Origin of the sequence: Phaeobacter sp. JH20_08, from assembly GCF_048056635.1 — a bacterium.
Lineage (GTDB): Bacteria > Pseudomonadota > Alphaproteobacteria > Rhodobacterales > Rhodobacteraceae > Phaeobacter > Phaeobacter bryozoorum.
Genome location: NZ_JAYMVV010000011.1, coordinates 164,655 through 185,725 on the forward strand (window position 1 = coordinate 164,655; position 21,071 = coordinate 185,725).

The following is a 21,071-nucleotide window of genomic DNA, read 5'->3' on the forward strand; positions in this document are numbered from 1 at the left end:
TTTTTTATGCGAAACGGACGATGCCGCCAATTGGAGCTAAAGCAGATGAAACGTGAGATGACCGGCGCAAAAATGGTTGTTCAGGCCCTGAAGGATCAGGGGGTGGACACTGTCTTTGGCTACCCCGGCGGTGCCGTTCTGCCGATCTATGACGAGATCTTTTTGCAGAATGATATCCGGCACATTCTTGTGCGCCATGAACAGGGCGCGGTTCACGCCGCCGAAGGCTATGCCCGCTCAACCGGCAAGCCCGGTGTTGTTCTGGTGACCTCCGGTCCCGGCGCCACCAATGCGGTGACCGGCCTGACCGACGCGCTGCTGGATTCCATTCCGCTGGTTGTTCTCACCGGTCAGGTTCCAACCTTCATGATTGGCTCCGATGCCTTTCAGGAAGCCGACACCGTGGGCATCACCCGCCCCTGCACCAAACACAACTGGCTGGTGAAAGACACCGAAAAGCTGGCCAGCACCCTGCACGAGGCCTTTCATGTCGCCACCGCGGGTCGTCCCGGCCCGGTGCTGATCGACATTCCCAAGGATGTGCAGTTCGCCACCGGCACCTATCAGGGGCCGAAACCCGCCGCGTCGCATTACCAGCCGCCGGTGAAGGGCGATCTGGAGGCCATCACCGAGCTGGTGGCGGCTATGGAAACCGCAAAACGCCCGGTATTCTACACCGGCGGTGGCGTGATCAACTCCGGCCCCGGCGCCAGCCAGCTGCTGCGCGAGCTGGCCGAGGCCACAGGCATTCCGGTGACCTCCACGCTGATGGGGCTTGGGGCCTATCCGGCCTCGGGCAAGAACTGGCTCGGGATGCTGGGGATGCACGGTCTTTACGAGGCCAATATGGCCATGCACGGCTGCGACCTGATGATCAATATCGGCGCCCGCTTTGATGACCGCATCACCGGTCGTCTGGATGCCTTCAGCCCGAAATCGACCAAGGCGCATATCGACATCGACCCCTCGTCGATCAACAAGGTGATCCGCGTCGATATTCCGATCGTCGGCGACATCGGCCACGTGCTGGAAGACGTTCTGAAAGTCTGGAAGAGCCGCGGCCGCAAGGTGAACAGCGCTGCCATCGCAAAATGGCAGGAGCAGATCACCGAATGGCGCAATATTCGCTGTCTGTCCTACACCGCCTCGGAGACCTCCATCAAACCGCAATACGCGCTGGAGCGTCTGGAAGCCCTGACCAAGGACCGCAACCGCTACATCACCACCGAAGTGGGGCAGCACCAGATGTGGGCCGCACAGTACCTCGGCTTTGAGGATCCCAACCGCTGGATGACCTCCGGTGGTCTGGGCACCATGGGCTATGGCACACCGGCCTCGATCGGCGTGCAGGTCGCGCACCCCGATGCGCTGGTGATCAACGTCGCCGGTGAGGCCTCCTGGCTGATGAACATGCAGGAGATGGGCACCGCCGTGCAGTACCGCCTGCCGGTGAAACAGTTCATCCTCAACAATGAACGTCTGGGCATGGTGCGCCAGTGGCAGGAGCTGCTGCACGGCGAACGCTACAGCCATTCCTGGTCCGAAGCCCTGCCCGATTTCGTCAAGCTCGCCGAGGCCTTTGGCGCCAAGGGCATCATCTGCAAAGATCCCAAGGATCTGGATGATGCGATCATGGAAATGCTCGACTATGACGGGCCGGTGATCTTTGACTGTCTGGTGGAGAAGCACGAAAACTGCTTCCCGATGATCCCCTCGGGCAAGGCGCATAACGAAATGCTGCTGGGCGATGCCGAGACCCAAGGCGTCATCCAATCCGGCGGCGCGGTGCTGGTTTAACCCGGTTCAGGAACAGATACAGCGGGGCGCTATCGCCCTGCCCCGATTTTTAGGAAAGGGACGTAAATGTCTGCCCTACACATCAAAAAAGGCTCCACCAGCCATTCTGCCTATAACCTGCGCCCGAATTTTTCGGATGTTCAGGAACGCCACACCATCACCATTCTGGTGGAAAACGAACCCGGTGTTCTGGCCCGTGTGATCGGCCTGTTCTCGGGTCGGGGTTACAACATCGACAGCCTCACCGTGGCCGAGGTCGATCACACCGGCCATCTGTCGCGCATCACCATCGTCACCACCGGCACGCCGCAGGTGATCGAGCAGATCAAGGCGCAGCTGGGCCGGATCGTTTCGGTACATGAAGTCACCGATCTCACCGTCGCAGGCCCCTTTGTCGAGCGGGAACTCGCCATTGTGAAAGTGGTCGGCGAAGGCGACAAGCGCGTGGAAGCCATGCGGCTGGCGGATATTTTCCGCGCCAAGGTTGTCGACACCACGCTCAACAGCTTCATTTTTGAACTGACCGGCGCACCGGACAAGATCGACGCCTTTGCCGAGATGATGCGCCCGCTGGGCCTGACCAAGATCGCCCGCACCGGCGTAGCTGCCCTGCTGCGCGGCAATTGATCATTCCGACAGGATGACAAAAGGGCTGCGCCATCGCGCAGCCCTTTTTCGTGTCCCATACAAACTGATCCGATCACGCTCCTGCGGCGGATCCGCTCTGCAGATCAGCTACGGATCAGCTTTCGATCAGCGCTGCGCCGTTTCGCCTGCGCGCGGGCGTCGCGGGCCTGTTTGTCAGGGAAGGACAAAATGGTCGCGCTGGACGGCTGGCTATCACCGGCACCACGAACAGGCGCTTTTACCTCATGGGCGTTATGCTCCGGGTAGACCGAGGGATCCACAAACAAGGGATCGTGGCGCGCGTCCTCCCAGGTCATCACCGTCGCCTCCGAGCGGCTGTTGGGCAGCGATTGGCTGGCTTCATGCTCGGCATCGCCAAGCTTCGCCGCCAGTTCCGGACTCTGGCTTTCTTGGATGACATGCAGATCGCTGGCGAACCGCAACGCGCCCTTGGTCTCAACCCGAAAAGCGACGCAGTCACCCTTGCGCAGCTCTATGGGTTCATCGAGCGAGGTCCAGCGATAATATACCAGATCACCGTGATCTTCGCTCCAGATCACCGCCTGCCGCAGATCGTAGTCCGTCCAAAGAACGACGCCAATCATATCATACCTCACATTGGTCCCGAGCTATTCTGGGATAAATCATGGCAAAGGAACACCAAAAACCTGTAACAAGATCTGTGTCAATTTGTGTCCGGTTTGCGCAAAATTGATGCTGGATAGCGTCAGATCCTCATGTATTATCTACAAGGGTATTAGGGAGTCCCTAGGGAAACCACAAGATCTGGTGTAACACCCGGTCCACGACACAGAGGGAGCCAATCTTGAACCAGGCCGATCGTTCGCCGGCGGAACTGCGCAATATGTTCGGTGCCAACCTGCGTCAGCTCGCCAAGGGCTACCGCTCAATTTCGGATCTGTCTCGACGCCTCGGGATCAATCGCACCCAGTTCAACCGCTACCTGACCGGCGAGAGCTTCCCCCGCCCTGACGTGCTGGACCGGATCTGCAATTTCTTTGACGTTGATGCGCGGATTCTGCTGGATCCCGTCGATCAGCTCTCCTGCAAAGGGCAGATCCTTCAGGGGCCGTTCCTCGGCGATTTTCTTGGCCCCGGCGTTGCCAATGTGACCGAGGCATTCTTTCCCTCCGGCCTCTATCAGTTCGTACGCCGCAGCTTTGTACGCACGGATCGCTATATCCTGGGGTTGGCGCTGGTCTTTCGCACCGAGGGCATCACCTACCTGCGCGGCTATGAAGCGAAATCCGCCATGCGCTACCAGGGCCTGCCGTCGGATCCGCAATCACGAGAGTTCCGTGGCTACGCCTCGGCCCATGATGATGGGGTGGCCTTCCTCCTGTCGCGGCGTGGCGGGCGGACCTCCTCCTTCAACTATCTGGCCAATGTGCCGTCGATGCAGGCCAACATCTGGGCAGGCTATGTTGCGCGCACCAGCCGCGAAAGCGATACGTCGGACCGGGTAACCCGCATGGTCTATGAACATCTCGGCCAGGATCCCGCCGCCATCCTCGGCGCCGCGCGCCGGGCCGGGTTCATAGAACAGCATGAGCTGAGCCCGTTCCAGCAGCGGTTGCTCGGCGTGGGAACCCGGTTTCGCTAGCCGCCGCTCAGGCCGCGGTCGCGATCAGCCGATAGATATGCCAGCTGGCATGGCCGAGCAATGGCAGCACCAGAAACAGCCCCAGAAACCCCGGCAGCATGGCCAAGAATGTGGCTATGGCAATGCCTGCGGCCCAGACAAGCATCACCAGAAAATTGGCCTGCACATAGGAAAAACTGGTGATCATCGCGGTGACAAAATCCACCTCACGATCCAGCAGCAGCGGCAGGGAAATCACTGTGATCATGTAAAGCAGCAGCGCAAATACCGCCCCGACCAGGCTGCCGACCAGCAGCATGGTTATCCCGTTTGCTGTCAGGAAAACCTCGGGCGAGCTGGAGATATTGGTCATCGTCGAATGGCCCAGAAACAGCGCAAAGATCATATGACCAAGGAAGAACCAGAACAGGAAGACAATGATGATGATGGCGCAGATCGACGGTAGCTGACGGCGGCTCTGTTGCAGCACAACGCTCAGGATCGCGCCAAAACCCAGCGCCCGCCCCTGTTCCAGCCGGTGCGAGACCTCATATAGGCCGACCGCAGCAAAAGGGCCGACCAACGGAAAGCCGATGGCCGCCAGAACCAGCCAGAAGGTTGTGCCGGTCGCAACGGTAATCCAGGCCATGATCCAGCCCGCCAGCACATAGACCCCAGCAAAGAACAGCCCATAGCCCGGTTTGGCCCGAAAATCAGCCCATCCGCGCCGCAGCGCCTGCCCCAGGGTCGACAGGGTCATCGGCTGCAACTGCGGCACGCCAAAGGCTTTTTCGTCCATATGAGGATCTCCTTACAGGGGCGTGTCCGAGCACGGCAGCTCGGGCGGGCGCCGCTCTGGCCAGCGGGTCGCAAGATGATACTGCTGCCCCAGCGCCAGCAGGTCACGGTCGCGGCCATGGGCGGAAAAGATCTGCAGGCCCATCGGCAGCCGACCAGCTCCAAACCCCGCCGGAGCCGCCAGACAGGGCAGGCCCAGCAGGCTGACCGGTGTCACCACCTCCATCCAGCGGTGGTAACTGTCCATCGCGGTGCCGTTGATCGCCTGCGGGTGCTCAAGCGTGATATCGAAGGGCCAGCATTGCGCGGTCGGCAGCACCAGCGCGTCATACTGCGAAAACAGACGCGCCGCGACACGCTGCCAGTCCGACCGCAAATCAGATGCTGCCTGAACCTCCTGCCCGCTCAGCGCCATGCCCCGTTCCAGCTCCCATTGGGCGCTGGCTTTCAGCTGTTGCCGCTGCCCGGAAAACACCCTGAGACCAGAGGCCACGGAAAAGGAACGCAGCGTGCTCCAGCTCTGCCAGATCCGCTCCGCCGCAAAAGGCGGTGCAATCGGCTCGACCTGATGCCCCAAACCGCGCAGCACCTCCAGCGCGGCCTCGCAGGTCTCCAATATGCCCGCCTCCATCGGATAGGCACCGCCCCAATCCGCAAGCCAGCCAATGCGCATCGGTCGCGCGGCAGGCAGGGGGGCGACACCATCCGCCGCCGCAAACCCGGTCGAGAACGGCTGACGCGGATCGGGACCGGAGAGAACATCCAGCAGCAGCGCCAGATCCTCGGGGCTGCGGGCCATCGGCCCATTGGTGGACAGCGGATGCAGGAACAGATCGCCGCGCGGCTCATTCGGAACCCGCCCCCAGCTGGGACGGAAACCGTAGACATTGCACCAGCCGGCAGGGTTGCGCAGAGATCCCATCATGTCGGACCCGTCCGCCAGCGCCACCATCCCGGTCGCCAATGCCACCGCCGCGCCGCCGGAGGAACCGCCGCAGCTGCGGCTGCGGTCATAGGGGTTGGCCGTCGCCCCGTAGATCGGGTTATAGGTATGCGACCCAAGGCCGAATTCCGGGGTGTTGGTCTTGCCGATGATTACAGCCCCCGCCGCCCGCAACCGCGCCACCATCAGATCGTCCGTCTGCGGCACGAAATCCGCGAGCAATGGCGAACCCTGCGTCGAAGGAACACCAGCCACATTTGCCAGATCCTTGACCGCCATCGGCAGCCCGTTCAGCGGCCCCCGCGTCTCTGCCCGATCGGCAGCGGCCGCCTCGGCAAGCAGCACGTCTCGCGCCCGCAGGGCCACAATTGCATTGACGCTCGGGTTGATCGCCTCGATGCGGTCCAGCGTCTCCTCCATCAGCGCCTCTGCGCGACGACGCCCGGTCGAAAGATCGCGCAGGATCTCGCGGGCGCTGGTCTGGATCTGGGTCATCTCCGGGGGCTCCTGGCTGGCAGATGATGTCAGCCTAGCCGCAGCAAAACACAAAGAAAACCCGCTTGCCGAGGCAAACGGGTCTGCAAATTCTCAACCGGGGGTGCTGCTATCGCAAAGCGGCAGGATGCCGCGTCGAAATCACTCGCCCTGCGCTTCCGAGCGGCTCTTTCCGGCGACGTTCAACGCCAGCGTTGCCGCCATGAACCCGTCCAGATCGCCGTCCAGCACACCTTTGGTGTCGGAGGTCTCGTGCTGCGTGCGCAGATCCTTCACCATCTGGTAGGGCTGCAACACGTAAGAACGGATCTGGTTACCCCAGCCGGCATCGCCCTTGGCCTCATGGGCGGCGTTGATATCGGCGTTCCGGCGGTCCAGCTCCAGCTGATAGAGCCGCGACTTCAGCGCTTTCATGGCGATGTCACGGTTCTGGTGCTGCGACTTCTCAGAGGAAGTGACCACGATGCCGGTGGGCACGTGGGTGATGCGGACCGCAGAATCGGTGGTGTTGACGTGCTGGCCACCGGCACCGGAGGAGCGATAGGTATCCACCCGAATATCCGACGGGTTCACCTCGATCTCGATATTGTCGTCCACCACAGGGTAGACCCAGACCGAGCTGAACGAGGTGTGGCGCTTGGCTGCGGAATCATAGGGGGAAATCCGCACCAGACGGTGCACGCCGCTTTCCGACTTCAACCAGCCATAGGCGTTGTGGCCCGAAATCTTGTAGGCGGCGGATTTGATCCCCGCCTCTTCGCCCGCGCTTTCGGACTGCAGTTCAACCTTGTAACCCTTTTTCTCTGCCCAGCGGACATACATCCGTGCCAGCATCGACGCCCAGTCGCAGCTCTCGGTGCCGCCAGCACCTGCGTTGATCTCAAGGAAGGTGTCATTGCTGTCGGCCTCGCCATCCAGCAGCGCCTCCAGCTCCTTTTCGGCGGCCTTTTCCTTCAGCGCCTTCAGCGCGGCCTCGGCATCGGCGATGACCTCATCGTCCTCTTCCATCTCGCCCAGCTCGATCAGCTCCATATTGTCGCTGAGATCCTGCTTGATGGATTTATAGGTGTCGATTGCATCAACCAGCATCTGCCGGTCGCGCATCAGGGCCTGCGCCGCCTCGGCGTCGTCCCACAGGTTGGGATCCTCAACGCGGGCGTTGAACTCTTCCAGGCGGAACTCTGCGGTTTCCCAATCCAGACGCTGCGCCAAAAGCTCCAGCGACTTTTCGATATCGGCCACGATGTTCTGAGTTTCGGCGCGCATGGCAATCCCTTGAAATCACGTATCAGGCCTGCGTGATAAACCACCCGCGCCCTGCGGGCAAGCCGACGCAGCAGGCAGCAGCGCGATTGGCGCACCACGCCACCGCAGAGCATAAAACGGGCGGGGTCATGAATTCCACGCCCCGCCCCTCAGATAGGTTCTGTCCAAAACAGTCGGCGTCAGTAAAGCCCGCCGGAACTGATGGTGCCAAAACTCGCCTTCGGTCCCAGAACGGCCGTGCCACCATCCGATGTGGTCACCCGGCGCGCCGATTGCGCGGCTTCTTCAAACAGCGGTAGGTTCGATCCCATCGCAAAGCCACCGTCAAATGCCAGGCCAAAGATCGGCTCCTCGCCATCGCGGAAATACTCCGCTACCACATTGGCCCCCGAAGCCGCATCGGCAAGGCGCGCGCCGGTGTAGCGGTCGATCTTGATGAAATGGCCGCCCTCCGGCACCGCAAACTTACCACCGCCATATTTGGCCGTGGCTTTCTGCATGAACTGTTGGAACACCGGACCACACATGGTGCCACCATAGGCGCCGCGGCCCATCGGACGCGGCTGGTCATAACCCATGTAACAGCCCGCCACGATATTGGAGGTAAAACCGACAAACCACACATCGCGCGAGTCATTGGTGGTGCCGGTTTTGCCTGCGGTCGGCACCGGCAGGTTGATCACGCTGGAGGCGGTTCCACGCTCCACAACGCCCCGCATCATCGAGGTGAGCTGATAGGCGGTGATCGGATCCATCACCTGCTCGCGGTTGTCCACGATCCGGGGCGCCTGCCCCGGTGCCAGCGCAGGCGAGGCGCAGTCCACGCAGTCACGGTCATCATGGCGATAGATGGTCTCGCCCCGGCGGTCCTGAATGCGGTCCACAAGTGTCGGCTGCACCCGTTCGCCGCCATTGGCAAACATCGCATAGGCCGCCACCATCTTGTAGAGTGTAGTTTCCTCGGCCCCCAGCGAGTTGGCAAGGAAAGCCCCCATATTGTCATAGACCCCAAAACGCTCCGCATAGCCTGCAACCACCTCCATGCCGACCTCCTGGGCCAGTCGGATGGTCATCAGGTTCCGGCTCATCTCGATTCCGGTCCGTAGCGGTGTCGGGCCGTAGAACTTGTTGGTGGAGTTCTTGGGGCGCCACAGCCCCTGCGGGGTGTTGATCTCGATCGGGGCGTCCACAACGATGGTCGCAGGGCTATAGCCGCTGTCCAAAGCTGCCGCATAGACAAAGGGTTTGAAGCTGGAGCCCGGCTGGCGCTGCGCCTGTGTGGCGCGGTTGAACACCGAATGCTGGTAGGAGAACCCGCCCTGCATGGCCAGAACCCGGCCCGTGTTCACATCCATCGCGACAAAGCCGCCCTGCACTTCCGGCACCTGACGCAGCGACCAATGTTGCAGTGCGCCGTCCTTTTCGACCGCGCGGACCAGCACCACATCCCCGGTGGCGAGATTGTCCTTGAAACTGCCCTTCATCCATTTGATGTCAGAGCGCGGAACCGAGCCGATTTCGGCCACCTCCTCGACGCCTACGCTGATGCTCTGGTCACCGACCTCCAGCACAACCGCCGGATGCCATTTGCCGCCCAGTTCGATATCACGCGGCACGGCAGCAGCGCTGAGCGCCGCGCGCCAGCTGTCTTCGGATGCCAGCAGATCGGCGTCCAGCGTCACGCCAGTGCCCCGCCAGGTGCCACGCGACCGGTCATAGTCCTGAAGACCCGCACGCAGCGCAACAGCGGCCTCGGCCTGCATCTCCTCGTCGATCGTCGCCCGCACCGTAAAGCCGCCGGTGAAGAATTCGCCCTCGCCAAAATCCTCCGAAAGCTGACGACGGATTTCATCGGTAAAATAATCGCGCGGCGGCAGCGCGGTGCGGAAGCTCTCAAAATCGCCATTCTGCACCGAGCGCAGCGGCAGATCGACCTCGACCTTGTAGACCGCATCAGAGATATAGCCGTTTTCGCGCATCTCGCGCAGCACGTAGTTGCGGCGGGTCAGCAGGCGGTCCTTTTGGCGGACCGGGTGATAATCCGACGGCGCCTTTGGCATGGCCGCCAGCGTCGCGGCCTCATGCGGGGCCAGTTCGCTCAGTGTCTTGTTGAAATAGGTCTGGGCGGCTGCGGCCACGCCATAGGAGTTCTGCCCCAGAAAGATCTCGTTCATGTAAAGTTCGAGAATGTCTTCCTTGCTCAGGGTATCTTCCAGACGGGAAGCCAGGATCAGCTCCTTCACCTTCCGCTCCGCCTTGCGGTCCCCGGAGAGCAGGAAATTCTTCATCACCTGCTGGGTGATGGTGGAGGCGCCGCGCACGTTCGACCCGCGCGAGCGCACCGCCTCGACCGCCGCCGCGGCGATGCCGCGCATGTCATAGCCCTTGTGGCTGTAGAAATTCTTGTCCTCGGCCGAGATGAAAGCCTGTTTGACCAGATCGGGAATTTCCTCGGAAGGCGTGAACAGGCGGCGTTCCTGGGCAAATTCGTCAATCAGCTGCCCCTCGCCGGAGTAGATCCGGCTGATCGTCGGCGGCTGATACTGCGCAAGTGATTCATGGCTGGGTAGGTCCCGGCCATAGATCCAGAACACCGCACCAATGGTCAGCGCGATCATCGCGATGCCCAGCGTGATGGTGCTGAAGATGGAACCAAAGAACGATAGAATATATCTGACCACTGTAGAGCCTTTCTCGCGCAGTGCCGCCTATATAGGTGCAGCGGCGCGTGGGGTCAAAACGGGAAACGGCATATTGATGCCGCTGACCCGGAGAAAACAGGGGGAAAGCGGTGCTGGCCGTCCCCGGATATCAAACGCCGCTGGGCCAGATCCGTTCCGCCTGACCGGCGATCCCGGCGAGCGGCAGCTACTGACGCACCAGCGGGCGGGTCTCATCATCGGCAATGCGCCAGGACAAAAGCCCATTCAGGATGCCCCGCGCCGTGCGTTCGCGCCACTCCGGGTCCATCAGATTGGCCAGATCGCGCGGGCTGGACAGGAATCCGATTTCCACGAGCGCCGAGGGGATGTCGGCCGATTTTAGCACAGAAAAGCCCGCCTCGCGCAGCGGTCGGCGGTTCATTGCCCCACCTTGGGTCTTGAGCCCCTTGACCAGCGCCCGGGCCAGCGCCTGACTGCGCGGATGTGTCTCCACCCGCGCCAGATCCAGCAGCACATCGGTCACCCGGTCATCGACCTGACTCAGATCGGTCCCCGCGAGCAGATCACCGCGTTCATGACGTTCCACCAGCGTCGCCGAGGCCGCATCAGAGGCGTCTTTCGACAGCGTGTAGACCGTGGTGCCATGAGCGCGCCCTTCGGACAGGCTGTCGGCATGAAGCGACAGGAACAGATCCGCCTTGGCCTGATGCGCCAGCGCGATCCGCCGCTCAAGCGAGACGAAGTAATCGTCGTCACGCGTCAGCTGCACATTGAACTGGCCCGACCGCACCAGCATCTCGCCCAGTTCGATGGCGAATTGCAGCATCAGATCCTTCTCCTGCACCAGACCGCCCTGAACAAAGGCCTCCGCCCCCGGATCAATGCCGCCATGACCCGGATCAATCACCACCAAGAGCGGCGCCAGCGAATCCTTGTCCTCGGGTGCGATCATTGGCGTTGGTGCGGGCAGATCCCAGCGGGCATCCCGCGGAGCGCCGGTGGTTTTGGCAAATTGCTCCGCGCTCGTTTCGCGCAGGGCAACGGTCAGACCCGCAGCCGCTGTCACCGGATCAACCTCCATCGCCGCCGTCTCGACCTGCATTGGGCGCGTCAACTCCAGCACCAGCCGCGACCAGCCCGGCACATACGTGCCAAACTGCGCCGTCCGTATGCCGTCCTCTGTCACCAGCGCCTCGGCCCCGAGGCCGCTCCAGTCGACCTCCTGAAAATCCAGCACCACGCGCGGCGGGCCATCCAGCGTGAACAGCCGATACGGCACCCCCTGGCTCAGCGCCAATGTCACATCCACCCCCGAGCGGCGATCGGCGGCGCGGCTGTCCTGCGGCAGGATCCGCGCCAGACCGCTGAAGCCCTGCCCGCTGATCTGACTGCTGGCAGCAGCTGTTTCCTCAGCGACAACCGGCGGCGTCATCGCGATCACCAGGGCCGGCAGCAGGGCTGCGAGGGCTTTTATAGGTCTGCTCATGGCTGTTGCTCCGCCCGTTTTTTTGTATTGCCCGGCCATAAGGACACAGGATGGCCGCGCGGCTGGTGGCGGCACGGCTTTTGGCCAAAGACTAAGCCATCGCGAGGCCTGATTGCCAGCCTCATCCGCTTGCCCCGCACGGCCTGCCCTTTCGCGACGCGCTCTCAGACCCGACGCTGCTCCATAAAGCTCTTGAGCCGCGCCAGCCCCTCTTCGATATCCGCCGTCGACCGCGCATAGGAGAACCGCAGGGTGGTCGCGCCGCGCTTGGGATCGAAATCCAGCCCCGGCGTCACCGCCACCCCGGCCTGATCCAAGATCTCCTTGGCAAAGGCGCGGCTGTCATTGGTCAGCTCGGAAACATCCGCATAAACGTAGAACGCCCCGTCCGGTGGCGCGATCCGGTCAAACCCGGCCTTTGGCAACCCCTCCAGCATCAGCGCCCGGTTGCGCGCATAGACCGCCAGATTCTCCTCCAGCTCCGCACCGCAGTCCATCGCCGCAAGCGCGGCAACCTGACTGGCATGAGGCGCGCAGATGAACATGTTCTGCGCGATGCGCTCGACCACCCGTACGTGGTCTTCCGGCACCACCATCCAGCCCACGCGCCAGCCAGTCATGGAGAAATACTTGGAAAAGGAATTGATCACATAGCACTCATCCGTCACCTCAAGTGCGGTGACCGCTTTCGCCTCATATTCGATGCCGTGATAAATCTCATCCGAGATAAAGGCCGCCCCCTGCCCCTGTGCCGCATCAATCAGCGCCGCCATCGCATCCCGGTCCAGCATGGTGCCGGTCGGGTTGGCCGGTGAGGCCACCATCAGACCCGCCAGATCCAGCCCCGCCAGATCCTGCGGCACCGGTTGCAGGCGGTGATCAAGCGAGGTTTCGATATCAACAGGCGTCAGCCCCAGCGCATGCAGAATCTGACGGTAGGAGGGATAGCCCGGCGCACCGATGCCGACCCGGTCGCCACTGTCAAAAAGCGCGGTAAAGCTCAGCAGGAACGCCCCCGAAGAGCCCGGCGTGATCACCACCCGCTCCGGATTCAGATCAACATTGTACCAGTCGCCATATAGCTGCGCGATCCGCTTGCGCAGCGCCGGCAGACCCAGCGCCACCGTATAGCCGAGGCTGTCGCGATCCAGCGCCTCCGCCAGCGCCCTGCGCGCGGCATCCGGCGCGCCGGTTGAGGGCTGGCCCACCTCCATATGAATGATATGGCGTCCAGCTTCCTCGGCCCGGCGTGCGGCGTCCATCACATCCATCACAATGAAGGGATCCACGTTGGACCGGCTTGAGTTTCGCATGTTGATCTCCCATGGTGCGGCCATGACCTTTGACCGCTTCTCCCGCCTCGCGTCAATCCCGGCTCTGGCCCTTGCCGCGCTGTGTTTCGTCGCGGGGTCACTGGCCCCCGCGGCGCAGGCGGCCTCGATCTCGCTGCTGCGCGATCCTGATATCGAACGCGGACTGAATGAGCTGGCAGCCCCGGTGCTGCGCGCCGCCGGGCTGAATGCCAAACGGGTGCGGGTGCTGGTGGTCAATGACGGCTCCTTCAATGCTTTCGTCATCGATTCCCAAACGATTTTCATACATTACGGGCTGATCCTGAAGGTGGACCGCCCCGAGATGCTGCAGGCCGTGATTGCCCATGAGGCCGCGCATATCACCAATGGCCACCTGTCCCGGCGGATGCAGAACATGCGCTCTGCGCGCTCCGCAGCGGGGCTTGGCGCAGCTCTTGCGGTGCTGGCGGCTGCCGCTGGCGCCGGGGAAGCCGCCGCCGGAATCGCGCTTGGCACGCAATCCTCCGCGCTGCGCGGCTTTCTGGCTCATACCCGCGCCGAGGAAGCCTCTGCCGACCGCACCGCCGCAGGCATCCTGCAACGGGCCGGTGTCAGCCCGCGCGGACTGGTCGATGTGCACAAGATCTTTGCCGGGCAAGAGCTGCTGAGCCCGGTCAATCAGGATCCCTATATGCGCTCGCATCCGCTCAGCCGCGACCGGATCCGCGCCGCCGAGGCCTATCTGGCGAGCCACGGTGACAGCGCCAAACCCGATGCCAACGCGATCTATTGGTTTGCGCGGGTGCGCGGCAAGCTGTCAGCCTTTACCCGGTCACCCAAATGGACCCTGCGCCGGATCGGGGATGAGCCTTACAAGGATGTGCGCCTGATGCGCGAAGCCATCGCCCATCACCGCCGCAACGATCTGAACATGGCCCTGCGCGCCATCGACGGCGCCCTCGCGATCCGCCCCTCCGATCCCTATTTTCAGGAGCTGAAAGGCCAGATCCTGATGGAGAACCGCCGCTGGCAGCCGGCACTTGCCGCCTATGGCCGGGCCGTTCAGAAGGCGGGGCGTGATCCGCTGATCCTCGCCAGCCTTGGACGCGCGCAATTGGCGGCGGGCCAGCCGAAAGCGGCGCTGAAATCCCTTGAGGCCTCCCGCGCGCAGGATTTCCGCAACGCCAACATGCTGCGGGACATGGCGCAGGCCTACGCGAAACTTGGCCAGTCCGGCATGGCAGCACTGGCCACCGCCGAGCGCTATGCGCTACAGGGTCGGCTGAAGGATGCGGGTCTCCATGCCACACGGGCCACCGCGCAGCTGCCCACCGGATCCCCTGCCTGGCGACGTGCACAAGATGTGCTGATTGCCGCCGAACAACACGAAAAAAGGAAATCGAGATGACCCGTATTGCCCGCCTTCCCGCCCCGGCGCTGCCTGTTCTGTCGGCGGCCGCCCTGTCGCTTGGGCTGATGATCGCTCCTGCCGCTTCGGCGCTCGACCTCGGCAAGATGAGCGCCGAGGAACGCGCCGCCTTTGGCGCCGAGGTGCGTGCCTATCTGCTGGATAACCCGGAGGTGATCCTGGAGGCTGTCAACAAGCTGGAACAGCAGCAGGCCGCCGATGAGGCCGCCCGCGACGATGCGCTGGTGGCCGAGAATATGACCGCGCTGCATGATGACGGGTTTTCCTGGGTCGGCGGCAACCCCGAGGGCGATATCACGCTGGTCGAATTCATGGACTACCGCTGCGGCTACTGCCGCCGCGCCGCGCCAGAGGTGGAAAAACTGGTCTCCGGCGATGGCAATATCCGCCTGATCATCAAGGAATTCCCGATCCTCGGCGAGGCTTCCGTGCTGACCTCGCGGTTTGCGATCGCCACCAAGATGGTCGCCGGGGATGAAGCCTACAAGATGGTGCATGACGCGCTGATCACCCTCGGAGGCGAGCCGAACGAAGGCACGCTGCGCCGTCTGGCAGAGGGGCTGGATCTGGACGCCGATGCGATCCTCGCGCGGATGTCAGATCCCGAGATTGCCCGTCAGCTGCAGGAAACCCGCGCGCTGGCCCAGCAGCTGGCGATTTCGGGCACCCCGACCTTTGTCCTCGGCGATGAGCTGCTGCGTGGCTACCTGCCCGCCGATCAGATGGAAATCATGGTCGCCGAGATCCGCGAGAACCGCAGCTGATTTTTCTGGGGCTGTGACGCAGGTTGTCCCCTATATGCAGGGCGGTCTGGGGGCCTGCGCCCAGGCACAGGTCACACTGGGGGCCAGCCCCCAGACACAGGTCACACTGGGGGCCAGCCCCCAGACCCCCGGAGTATTTCGGGAAAGATGACGGGCGAAACAGACACGAGAAAAGGGCGCTGATGTCATCATAGCGCCCTTTTGCTCATCTCGTTGTCAGTTTGTGGTCGCGGATCTATTCCGCCGCGGCGGCCTCTGCATCCAGCTGAGCCGCCTTTTTCTCTACCTCTTCGACGATGTGATCCACCATCTGATCATTGGACATCTTGTGGCTGGCCTTGCCGGCCAGATAAACCATGCCCGATCCCGCGCCGCCGCCGGTGAAACCCACGTCTGTCATCAACGCCTCGCCCGGGCCATTCACCACACAGCCGATGATGCTGAGGCTCATCGGGGTCTTCACATGTTCCAGGCGCTTTTCGAGCGCCTCCACCGTCTTGATCACATCAAACCCCTGCCGCGCGCAGCTGGGACAGGAGATGATATTGACGCCACGGTGGCGCAGGCCGAGGGATTTCAGGATTTCAAAGCCCACTTTCACCTCTTCCACCGGATCGGCGGAGAGGCTGACCCGCAGCGTGTCACCGATGCCCATCCACAACAGCTGGCCAAGGCCGATGGCGGATTTGATGGTGCCGGAGACAAAGCCCCCGGCCTCGGTGATGCCAAGGTGGATCGGCGCATCGGTTGCCTCGGCCAGCTGCTGATAGGCGGCGGCGGACATGAAAACGTCGGAGGCTTTGACCGAAATCTTGAACTCGTGAAAATCGTGATCCTGAAGGATGCGGATGTGATCCAGACCGCTCTCCACCATCGCCTCCGGGCAAGGTTCGCCGTATTTGTCGAGGAGGTGTTTTTCCAGCGAACCGGCATTGACGCCGATGCGGATCGAACAATTGTGGTCGCGGGCCGCGCGGATCACTTCGGCCACGCGTTTTTCATCGCCGATGTTGCCCGGGTTGATGCGCAGGCAGGCAGCGCCAGCTTCGGCGGCCTCGATACCGCGTTTGTAGTGGAAATGGATATCGGCAACGATGGGCACCGGGCTTTCGCGAACGATTTCCTTTAGTGCCTTGGAGGAGGCCTCATCCGGGACCGAGACCCGGACGATATCAGCGCCAGCCTCCGCTGCGGCCTGCACCTGGGCCACCGTCGCCGCAACATCCGTGGTCAGCGTATTGGTCATCGTCTGCACCGCAATCGGCGCATCGCCACCCACAGGCACATTGCCGACATGGATCTGGCGGCTTTTGCGGCGTTCGATGTGGCGCCAGGGGCGAATGTGGTTGATCGACATGAGGTCCGGTCCGCGCTGTTCAGGGTTCCGGGCATAGATACGCGCAGTCTCGCGCAGCTTCAATGGGAGGCGGGCAATCCTGAAGGTCGCAGGCCAGATGTCGCAATCACCACGCGTGGCCCATGAGGGAGGCCCGGGCTCAGAAAGGTCAGCTGTACGGCAGAGGCAGGTCAGACGCCCCGGCTGGAGACATCCGGGCCGGACGGGGCCTATTCGCCCGTGGTCTCGGTCACGGGAACGGTGAGGCTGCTGGCCTGCAATTCAGCGACCAGCGTGGCCAGTGCGCTGTTGCGATCCTCGCTCAGATCGGCCAGCGCAAACCGTTCGGTGAGCGCATCGGAGGACAGCACGACGTTCTTCGTCACCTGCCCCCGTTCGCCGACCGGTCCGTAATGGGCGCCGTTCACTGCGAAGTAAATCGCGCCGCTCTCGCCGGTGCGCAGCAGCGGTGCCTCTTCGGTGGCGGGAATTTCGAAATGCTGACCCGGCTCCATGATGGTTTCAAAGATCACGCTGCCATCCACGGCAGTGACCTGAACCCAGGACGGGCGCACGGCGACCATCTGCAGCGCGGGCGCGGTCTCTTCCACGACCTGCGGCATGGCGGGCAGCGGTGCTGCCGTGCTGAGGCTGGCATCTGCCAGCGCAACCGAGGGCAGCTCCGGCATGACAAAATTGCCGAAGCCGCGTGGATCAAGCGTCGCGATCGGGCCGTCGCGCGGCACCATGACCGGCACGTCCAGCGCCTGCGGGCGATAGAGCCGATCCAGCGCCTCAAGTGCGGGATCTTCGTTCTGGGCATCCCCCTCGCGGGCAGCCCCGGCCAACGGATCCAGATCGGCCAGCACGATGGGGGTCTGATCCACCGGCGCCATCTGCACCTGCTGGACCTCTTTCAGAACCGCCCAACCGCCGTAGCCAATGCCGCCGATCAGCGCCACCAGCACCGCAAGCGACCCCACCGCGCGCAGCTCGATCTGGCTGAAGACGCTGCTGGCTGCGGGTACGAAGGGAGTATTGGGAGAGGTGAAGGCATCGCTGCGCAGCCCACCCATGCCGGTTGCAATCGGTTTCCCGGCGGATTTGCGCACTGATGCCTCGGCGGACATGCCATGGGCCACCTGGAAACCGCTTTCCTGGCAGAAGGCGTCAAATGTGGTGTCGGGATCCATATTGAGATAGCGCGCATAAGAGCGCACGTAACCCGCAATAAAACCCGGCGTGTCAAAGACAGTCGGGTCAGAATTCTCAATCGCGGCGATGTAGGAGGCTTTGATCCGCAGCTCACGTTGGACATCCAGCAGCGACTTGCCCATCGTGGCCCGTTCACCGCGCATAATGTCACCCAACCGAAGCTCGTAATCATCAAAGCTGCGAGGCCTTGGCGATTCGTCGTGCGTCTTCGATTTGCGCTGAGTAAGGCGCCCGATCATGCCTGCTGTCCCATTTTAGCCTGCCGCATTCGACATTCAGGACGTCATGGATCCGCGGAATGCGATTCGCCTGCGCCCTTTGATTATGGTCATACTACCACAATCTTACCATTTTGACACAGCGCTATGATTCAGCCCGCCATTTCGGCACGATTCAGCGCACAATGCGACCAGAGCCCATCCATTGCCTTGACCAGGGCGTCAATCTCTTTGGGACCATGTACCGGGGATGGGGTAAAGCGCAGCCGCTCGGTGCCGCGCGGCACTGTCGGGAAGTTGATCGGCTGCACATAGATCCCGTGATCCGACAACAGCATGTCGCTCAGCTTCTGGGTATGGACCGGGTTGCCGACGATCACCGGCACGATATGGCTGCCATGGTCGATGATCGGCAGGCCAAGCCCCTTCAGCCGCATCTTCAGGATCCGTGCCTGCAACTGGTGCTGTTCGCGCAGTTCCGGCGCCGTCTTCAGATGGGCAACCGAGGCCGCCGCCCCTGCCGCTACCGCCGGGGCCAGCGACGTGGTAAAGATGAAGCCCGGCGCATAAGATCTTATGGCGTCGCACATTTTTTCCGATGCGGCGATATAGCCGCCCATCACGCCAAAGGCCTTGGCCAGGGTTCCGTTCACAATGTCGATGCGATCGATCAGCCCGTCGCGTTCGGTCACACCGCCACCGCGCGCGCCATACATGCCAACCGCATGAACTTCGTCGATATAGGTGAGCGCGCCAAATTCATCAGCCAGGTCGCAGATCTCGGCAATCGGGCCAAAGTCGCCATCCATGGAATAGACCGATTCAAAGGCGATGAGCTTGGGTGCAGCAGGATCCGCCGCTGCCAGCAGCTCCCGCAGATGCGCAACATCATTGTGGCGGAAGATGCGCTTGGCCCCGCCATTGCGCCGCACACCTTCGATCATCGAGGCGTGGTTCAGCGCATCGGAAAAGATGATCAGACCGGGAAACAGCTTGGGCAGCGTGCTCAGCGTGGCATCATTGGCGATATAGGCCGAGGTGAACAGCAGCGCCGCCTCTTTCTGATGCAGGTCCGCCAGCTCGGCTTCCAGCTGTTTGTGATAGACCGTGGTGCCCGAAATATTGCGGGTGCCGCCGGAGCCTGCACCGGTGGCATCAATGGCCCCATGCATTGCCTCCAGCACTACCGGGTGCTGACCCATGCCCAGATAATCGTTGCCGCACCAGACCGTTATGTCCTGTTTGCTGCCGTCTGGACGGGTCCAGACCGCATGTGGAAACTGACCGTTCTGCCGTTCGATATCAATAAATGTCCGGTAGCGACCTTCGGTGTGAAGCTGAGCAATCGCTTGGTCGAGTTTCGCGGTATAGTCCACCGGCATCTCCATGGCATAGTTGGCACCAGCGGATCTGGCGCGAGCTGTGGTCGGGCTGATATATTCACGTTACCGAATAAATAACCCGATCCCTCCGTTTGATCAATCAAATACGGTGAAGGGGCCGGTCCAGCCTTGATGCAGGTCAAATAGACCTTTGCGCCGACGGCAGCAAGAATTGTAACGCCCGTTTGACGCTACAAACCGACGCATATCACAGGCTTATCACTGGCACATCACAGGTGGGCGGCCTCTGGCCCCTGCCGACGGGCACTGTTAGGCTTCGCGGCGAGCCAATCATCAATTGCAGGAGCCCCCTAACCATGTCCTTGAACGACGTCCTGAACCGGATTGACAGCGACCTTGATGCCGCGACGCAGCGGCTGATGGATTTGCTGCGCATCCAGTCGATCTCCACCGATCCCGCCTATAAGGCCGAATGCGACAAGGCTGCCGATTGGCTGGTGGCGGATCTGCAATCCATCGGCATCGAGGCCGCAAAGCGCGTCACTCCCGGCCACCCGATGGTGGTAGGTCACGTCGGCCCTCAGGATGAGGCGCTGCCGCATGTGCTGTTCTACGGCCATTACGACGTGCAGCCGGTGGATCCGCTGAACCTCTGGACCTCACCCCCGTTTGAGCCGCAACTGGAAGAGACCGCGCGCGGCACCGTCATTCGCGGCCGTGGCGCCTCGGATGACAAGGGCCAGCTGATGACCTTTGTCGAAGCCTGCCGCGCCTGGCAGGCGGTCAATGGCACCCTGCCCTGCCGCATCACCTTCTTCTTTGAGGGCGAGGAAGAGAGCGGCTCGCCCTCTCTTGTGCCCTTCATGGAACAGCACGCAGCCGAGCTGAAAGCGGATCTGGCGCTGATCTGCGACACCTCGATGGTGTCGCGCGGGGTGCCGTCGATCTCCTCGCAGCTGCGCGGCATGCTGAAGGATGAGTTCACCCTGATCGGCCCGCGCATCGACCTGCATTCCGGCCATTACGGCGGCCCCGGCCTCAACCCGCTGCGCGAAATCAGCCGCATCGTCGCGTCCTTCTATGACGAAGACACCGGCAAGGTCGCGGTTGAGGGCTTCTATGAGGGCGTACATGAGGTGCCGGAAGAGCAGCTGCGCCAGTGGGAAGGCTGCGGCTTTGATGAAAAGGACTATCTCTCCAACGCAGGCTATACTCAGGCCCACGGGGAAAAGGACCGCTCGGTTCTGGAACAGCAATGGGCCCGCCCAACGCTGGAGGTGAACGGCCTCTGGGGTGGCTACAACGGTGCCGGCTCCAAAACCGTGATCCCGTCTGAGGCGCATTGCAAGATCACCTGCCGTCTGGTCGGCGACATGGACCCGGATGCGCTGCGCCTGAAGATCCGCAAACATGTCGAAGACCGGCTGAAGCCTGACTGCAAGGTGGTCTGGGACAATGATCTGGAGGGCTCGCGTGCCTCGGTGATGAATATCGCCCGCCCCGAGTTCGAAGCCGCCCGCGGTGCGCTGTCGGATGAATGGAACCGCGAAGCCGTATTCTGCGGCATGGGCGGCTCGATCCCCATTGCCGGCTTCTTCAAATCCATCCTCGGTATGGATGCGATGCTGATCGGCTTTGCCAATGAAGATGACGCCATCCACTCCCCAAATGAGAAATACGATCTGGAAAGCTTCCACAAGGGCATCCGCTCCTGGGCACGCGTGCTGGACGCGCTGACCAAAGCGTAAGATCACCAGTGGTGTGCGCTCCGGCGCGCACCACATCTCGACAGGGCA

At 62.3% G+C, this 21,071-nt stretch carries 16 protein-coding genes; 6 read left to right on the top strand and 10 right to left on the bottom strand.

Translation table 11 applies throughout. The annotated features are described in order from the left end of the window. Positions 1-45 precede the first annotated feature (45 nt). Entirely contained in the window at positions 46-1,797 is a 1,752-nt protein-coding gene (locus VWY75_RS11320) for an acetolactate synthase 3 large subunit (RefSeq protein ID WP_340545911.1), read from the top strand. A gap of 66 nt (positions 1,798-1,863) precedes the next feature. Beyond that, complete coding sequence (ilvN, locus tag VWY75_RS11325) at positions 1,864-2,424, top strand: acetolactate synthase small subunit (RefSeq protein WP_340545912.1); 561 nt, start codon at positions 1,864-1,866, stop codon at positions 2,422-2,424. A 104-nt stretch (positions 2,425-2,528) separates the two neighbouring features. Here ilvN and VWY75_RS11330 read toward each other — a convergent pair whose 3' ends face one another. Next, positions 2,529-3,029: a hypothetical protein gene (locus VWY75_RS11330; RefSeq protein ID WP_340545913.1), complete on the bottom strand. Its 501-nt coding sequence runs from the start codon at positions 3,027-3,029 to the stop codon at positions 2,529-2,531. Positions 3,030-3,289: 260 nt separating this feature from the next. On the opposite strand from VWY75_RS11330, the gene VWY75_RS11335 reads away from it, so the two are divergent. Continuing rightward, positions 3,290-4,048: a helix-turn-helix domain-containing protein gene (locus VWY75_RS11335; RefSeq protein WP_340546329.1), complete on the top strand. Its 759-nt coding sequence runs from the start codon at positions 3,290-3,292 to the stop codon at positions 4,046-4,048. 7 nt (positions 4,049-4,055) lie between these two features. Here VWY75_RS11335 and VWY75_RS11340 read toward each other — a convergent pair whose 3' ends face one another. The 6 genes from VWY75_RS11340 to VWY75_RS11365 all read right to left on the bottom strand — a co-directional run bounded on the left by VWY75_RS11340 (position 4,056) and on the right by VWY75_RS11365 (position 12,991). After that, complete coding sequence (locus VWY75_RS11340) at positions 4,056-4,826, bottom strand: DUF2189 domain-containing protein (protein WP_416538964.1); 771 nt, start codon at positions 4,824-4,826, stop codon at positions 4,056-4,058. Positions 4,827-4,838: 12 nt separating this feature from the next. Beyond that, on the bottom strand, positions 4,839-6,263 hold the full coding sequence (locus VWY75_RS11345; protein ID WP_416538965.1) for an amidase: 1,425 nt from the start codon (positions 6,261-6,263) through the stop codon (positions 4,839-4,841). Between the two features lie 141 nt (positions 6,264-6,404). Continuing rightward, the gene (prfB, locus tag VWY75_RS11350) at positions 6,405-7,529 is read right to left on the bottom strand and encodes a peptide chain release factor 2 (RefSeq protein WP_340545916.1); all 1,125 of its coding nucleotides are present in this window, start codon (positions 7,527-7,529) and stop codon (positions 6,405-6,407) included. A 179-nt stretch (positions 7,530-7,708) separates the two neighbouring features. Beyond that, entirely contained in the window at positions 7,709-10,210 is a 2,502-nt protein-coding gene (locus VWY75_RS11355; RefSeq protein ID WP_416534237.1) for a penicillin-binding protein 1A, read from the bottom strand. Positions 10,211-10,397: 187 nt separating this feature from the next. Next, on the bottom strand, positions 10,398-11,678 hold the full coding sequence (locus tag VWY75_RS11360; RefSeq protein ID WP_416538966.1) for an N-acetylmuramoyl-L-alanine amidase: 1,281 nt from the start codon (positions 11,676-11,678) through the stop codon (positions 10,398-10,400). A 164-nt stretch (positions 11,679-11,842) separates the two neighbouring features. After that, positions 11,843-12,991, bottom strand: coding sequence for a pyridoxal phosphate-dependent aminotransferase (locus tag VWY75_RS11365; protein ID WP_416538967.1), 1,149 nt, complete (start codon positions 12,989-12,991; stop codon positions 11,843-11,845). Between VWY75_RS11365 and VWY75_RS11370 the strand changes: the two genes are divergently transcribed. Together VWY75_RS11370 and VWY75_RS11375 are read left to right on the top strand one after the other, a co-directional pair. Then, entirely contained in the window at positions 12,990-14,378 is a 1,389-nt protein-coding gene (locus VWY75_RS11370) for a M48 family metalloprotease (RefSeq protein WP_416538968.1), read from the top strand. The genes VWY75_RS11365 and VWY75_RS11370 overlap by 2 nt on opposite strands. Next, positions 14,375-15,163: a DsbA family protein gene (locus VWY75_RS11375; protein WP_416538969.1), complete on the top strand. Its 789-nt coding sequence runs from the start codon at positions 14,375-14,377 to the stop codon at positions 15,161-15,163. Before VWY75_RS11370 ends, VWY75_RS11375 begins: the two co-directional genes overlap by 4 nt. A gap of 235 nt (positions 15,164-15,398) precedes the next feature. Here the strand turns inward: VWY75_RS11375 and ispG are convergent, their stop codons facing one another. From ispG to hemA, 3 genes are all read right to left on the bottom strand, one after another. Next, entirely contained in the window at positions 15,399-16,520 is a 1,122-nt protein-coding gene (gene ispG, locus VWY75_RS11380; protein WP_340545921.1) for a flavodoxin-dependent (E)-4-hydroxy-3-methylbut-2-enyl-diphosphate synthase, read from the bottom strand. Between the two features lie 209 nt (positions 16,521-16,729). Beyond that, complete coding sequence (locus tag VWY75_RS11385) at positions 16,730-17,953, bottom strand: helix-turn-helix domain-containing protein (protein ID WP_340545922.1); 1,224 nt, start codon at positions 17,951-17,953, stop codon at positions 16,730-16,732. Positions 17,954-18,084: 131 nt separating this feature from the next. Beyond that, on the bottom strand, positions 18,085-19,308 hold the full coding sequence (gene hemA, locus VWY75_RS11390; protein WP_340545923.1) for a 5-aminolevulinate synthase: 1,224 nt from the start codon (positions 19,306-19,308) through the stop codon (positions 18,085-18,087). 323 nt (positions 19,309-19,631) lie between these two features. Between hemA and VWY75_RS11395 the strand changes: the two genes are divergently transcribed. After that, positions 19,632-21,023 (top strand): M20/M25/M40 family metallo-hydrolase, encoded by a 1,392-nt coding sequence (locus VWY75_RS11395; RefSeq protein ID WP_416538970.1) that lies wholly within the window; start codon positions 19,632-19,634, stop codon positions 21,021-21,023. Positions 21,024-21,071: the final 48 nt, after the last annotated feature.

Bases quoted from the DNA above. Each gene is read 5' to 3' on its own strand.
- VWY75_RS11385 (WP_340545922.1), bottom strand. From the start codon at position 17,953: ATGATCGGGCGCCTTACTCAGCGCAAATCGAAGACGCACGACGAATCG.
- VWY75_RS11345 (WP_416538965.1), bottom strand. From the start codon at position 6,263: ATGACCCAGATCCAGACCAGCGCCCGCGAGATCCTGCGCGATCTTTCG.
- VWY75_RS11330 (WP_340545913.1), bottom strand. From the start codon at position 3,029: ATGATTGGCGTCGTTCTTTGGACGGACTACGATCTGCGGCAGGCGGTG.
- VWY75_RS11370 (WP_416538968.1), top strand. From the start codon at position 12,990: ATGTTGATCTCCCATGGTGCGGCCATGACCTTTGACCGCTTCTCCCGC.
- prfB (WP_340545916.1), bottom strand. From the start codon at position 7,529: ATGCGCGCCGAAACTCAGAACATCGTGGCCGATATCGAAAAGTCGCTG.
- VWY75_RS11365 (WP_416538967.1), bottom strand. From the start codon at position 12,991: ATGCGAAACTCAAGCCGGTCCAACGTGGATCCCTTCATTGTGATGGAT.
- VWY75_RS11335 (WP_340546329.1), top strand. From the start codon at position 3,290: ATGTTCGGTGCCAACCTGCGTCAGCTCGCCAAGGGCTACCGCTCAATT.
- VWY75_RS11340 (WP_416538964.1), bottom strand. From the start codon at position 4,826: ATGGACGAAAAAGCCTTTGGCGTGCCGCAGTTGCAGCCGATGACCCTG.
- VWY75_RS11395 (WP_416538970.1), top strand. From the start codon at position 19,632: ATGTCCTTGAACGACGTCCTGAACCGGATTGACAGCGACCTTGATGCC.
- VWY75_RS11375 (WP_416538969.1), top strand. From the start codon at position 14,375: ATGACCCGTATTGCCCGCCTTCCCGCCCCGGCGCTGCCTGTTCTGTCG.
- VWY75_RS11320 (WP_340545911.1), top strand. From the start codon at position 46: ATGAAACGTGAGATGACCGGCGCAAAAATGGTTGTTCAGGCCCTGAAG.
- VWY75_RS11360 (WP_416538966.1), bottom strand. From the start codon at position 11,678: ATGAGCAGACCTATAAAAGCCCTCGCAGCCCTGCTGCCGGCCCTGGTG.
- ispG (WP_340545921.1), bottom strand. From the start codon at position 16,520: ATGTCGATCAACCACATTCGCCCCTGGCGCCACATCGAACGCCGCAAA.
- ilvN (WP_340545912.1), top strand. From the start codon at position 1,864: ATGTCTGCCCTACACATCAAAAAAGGCTCCACCAGCCATTCTGCCTAT.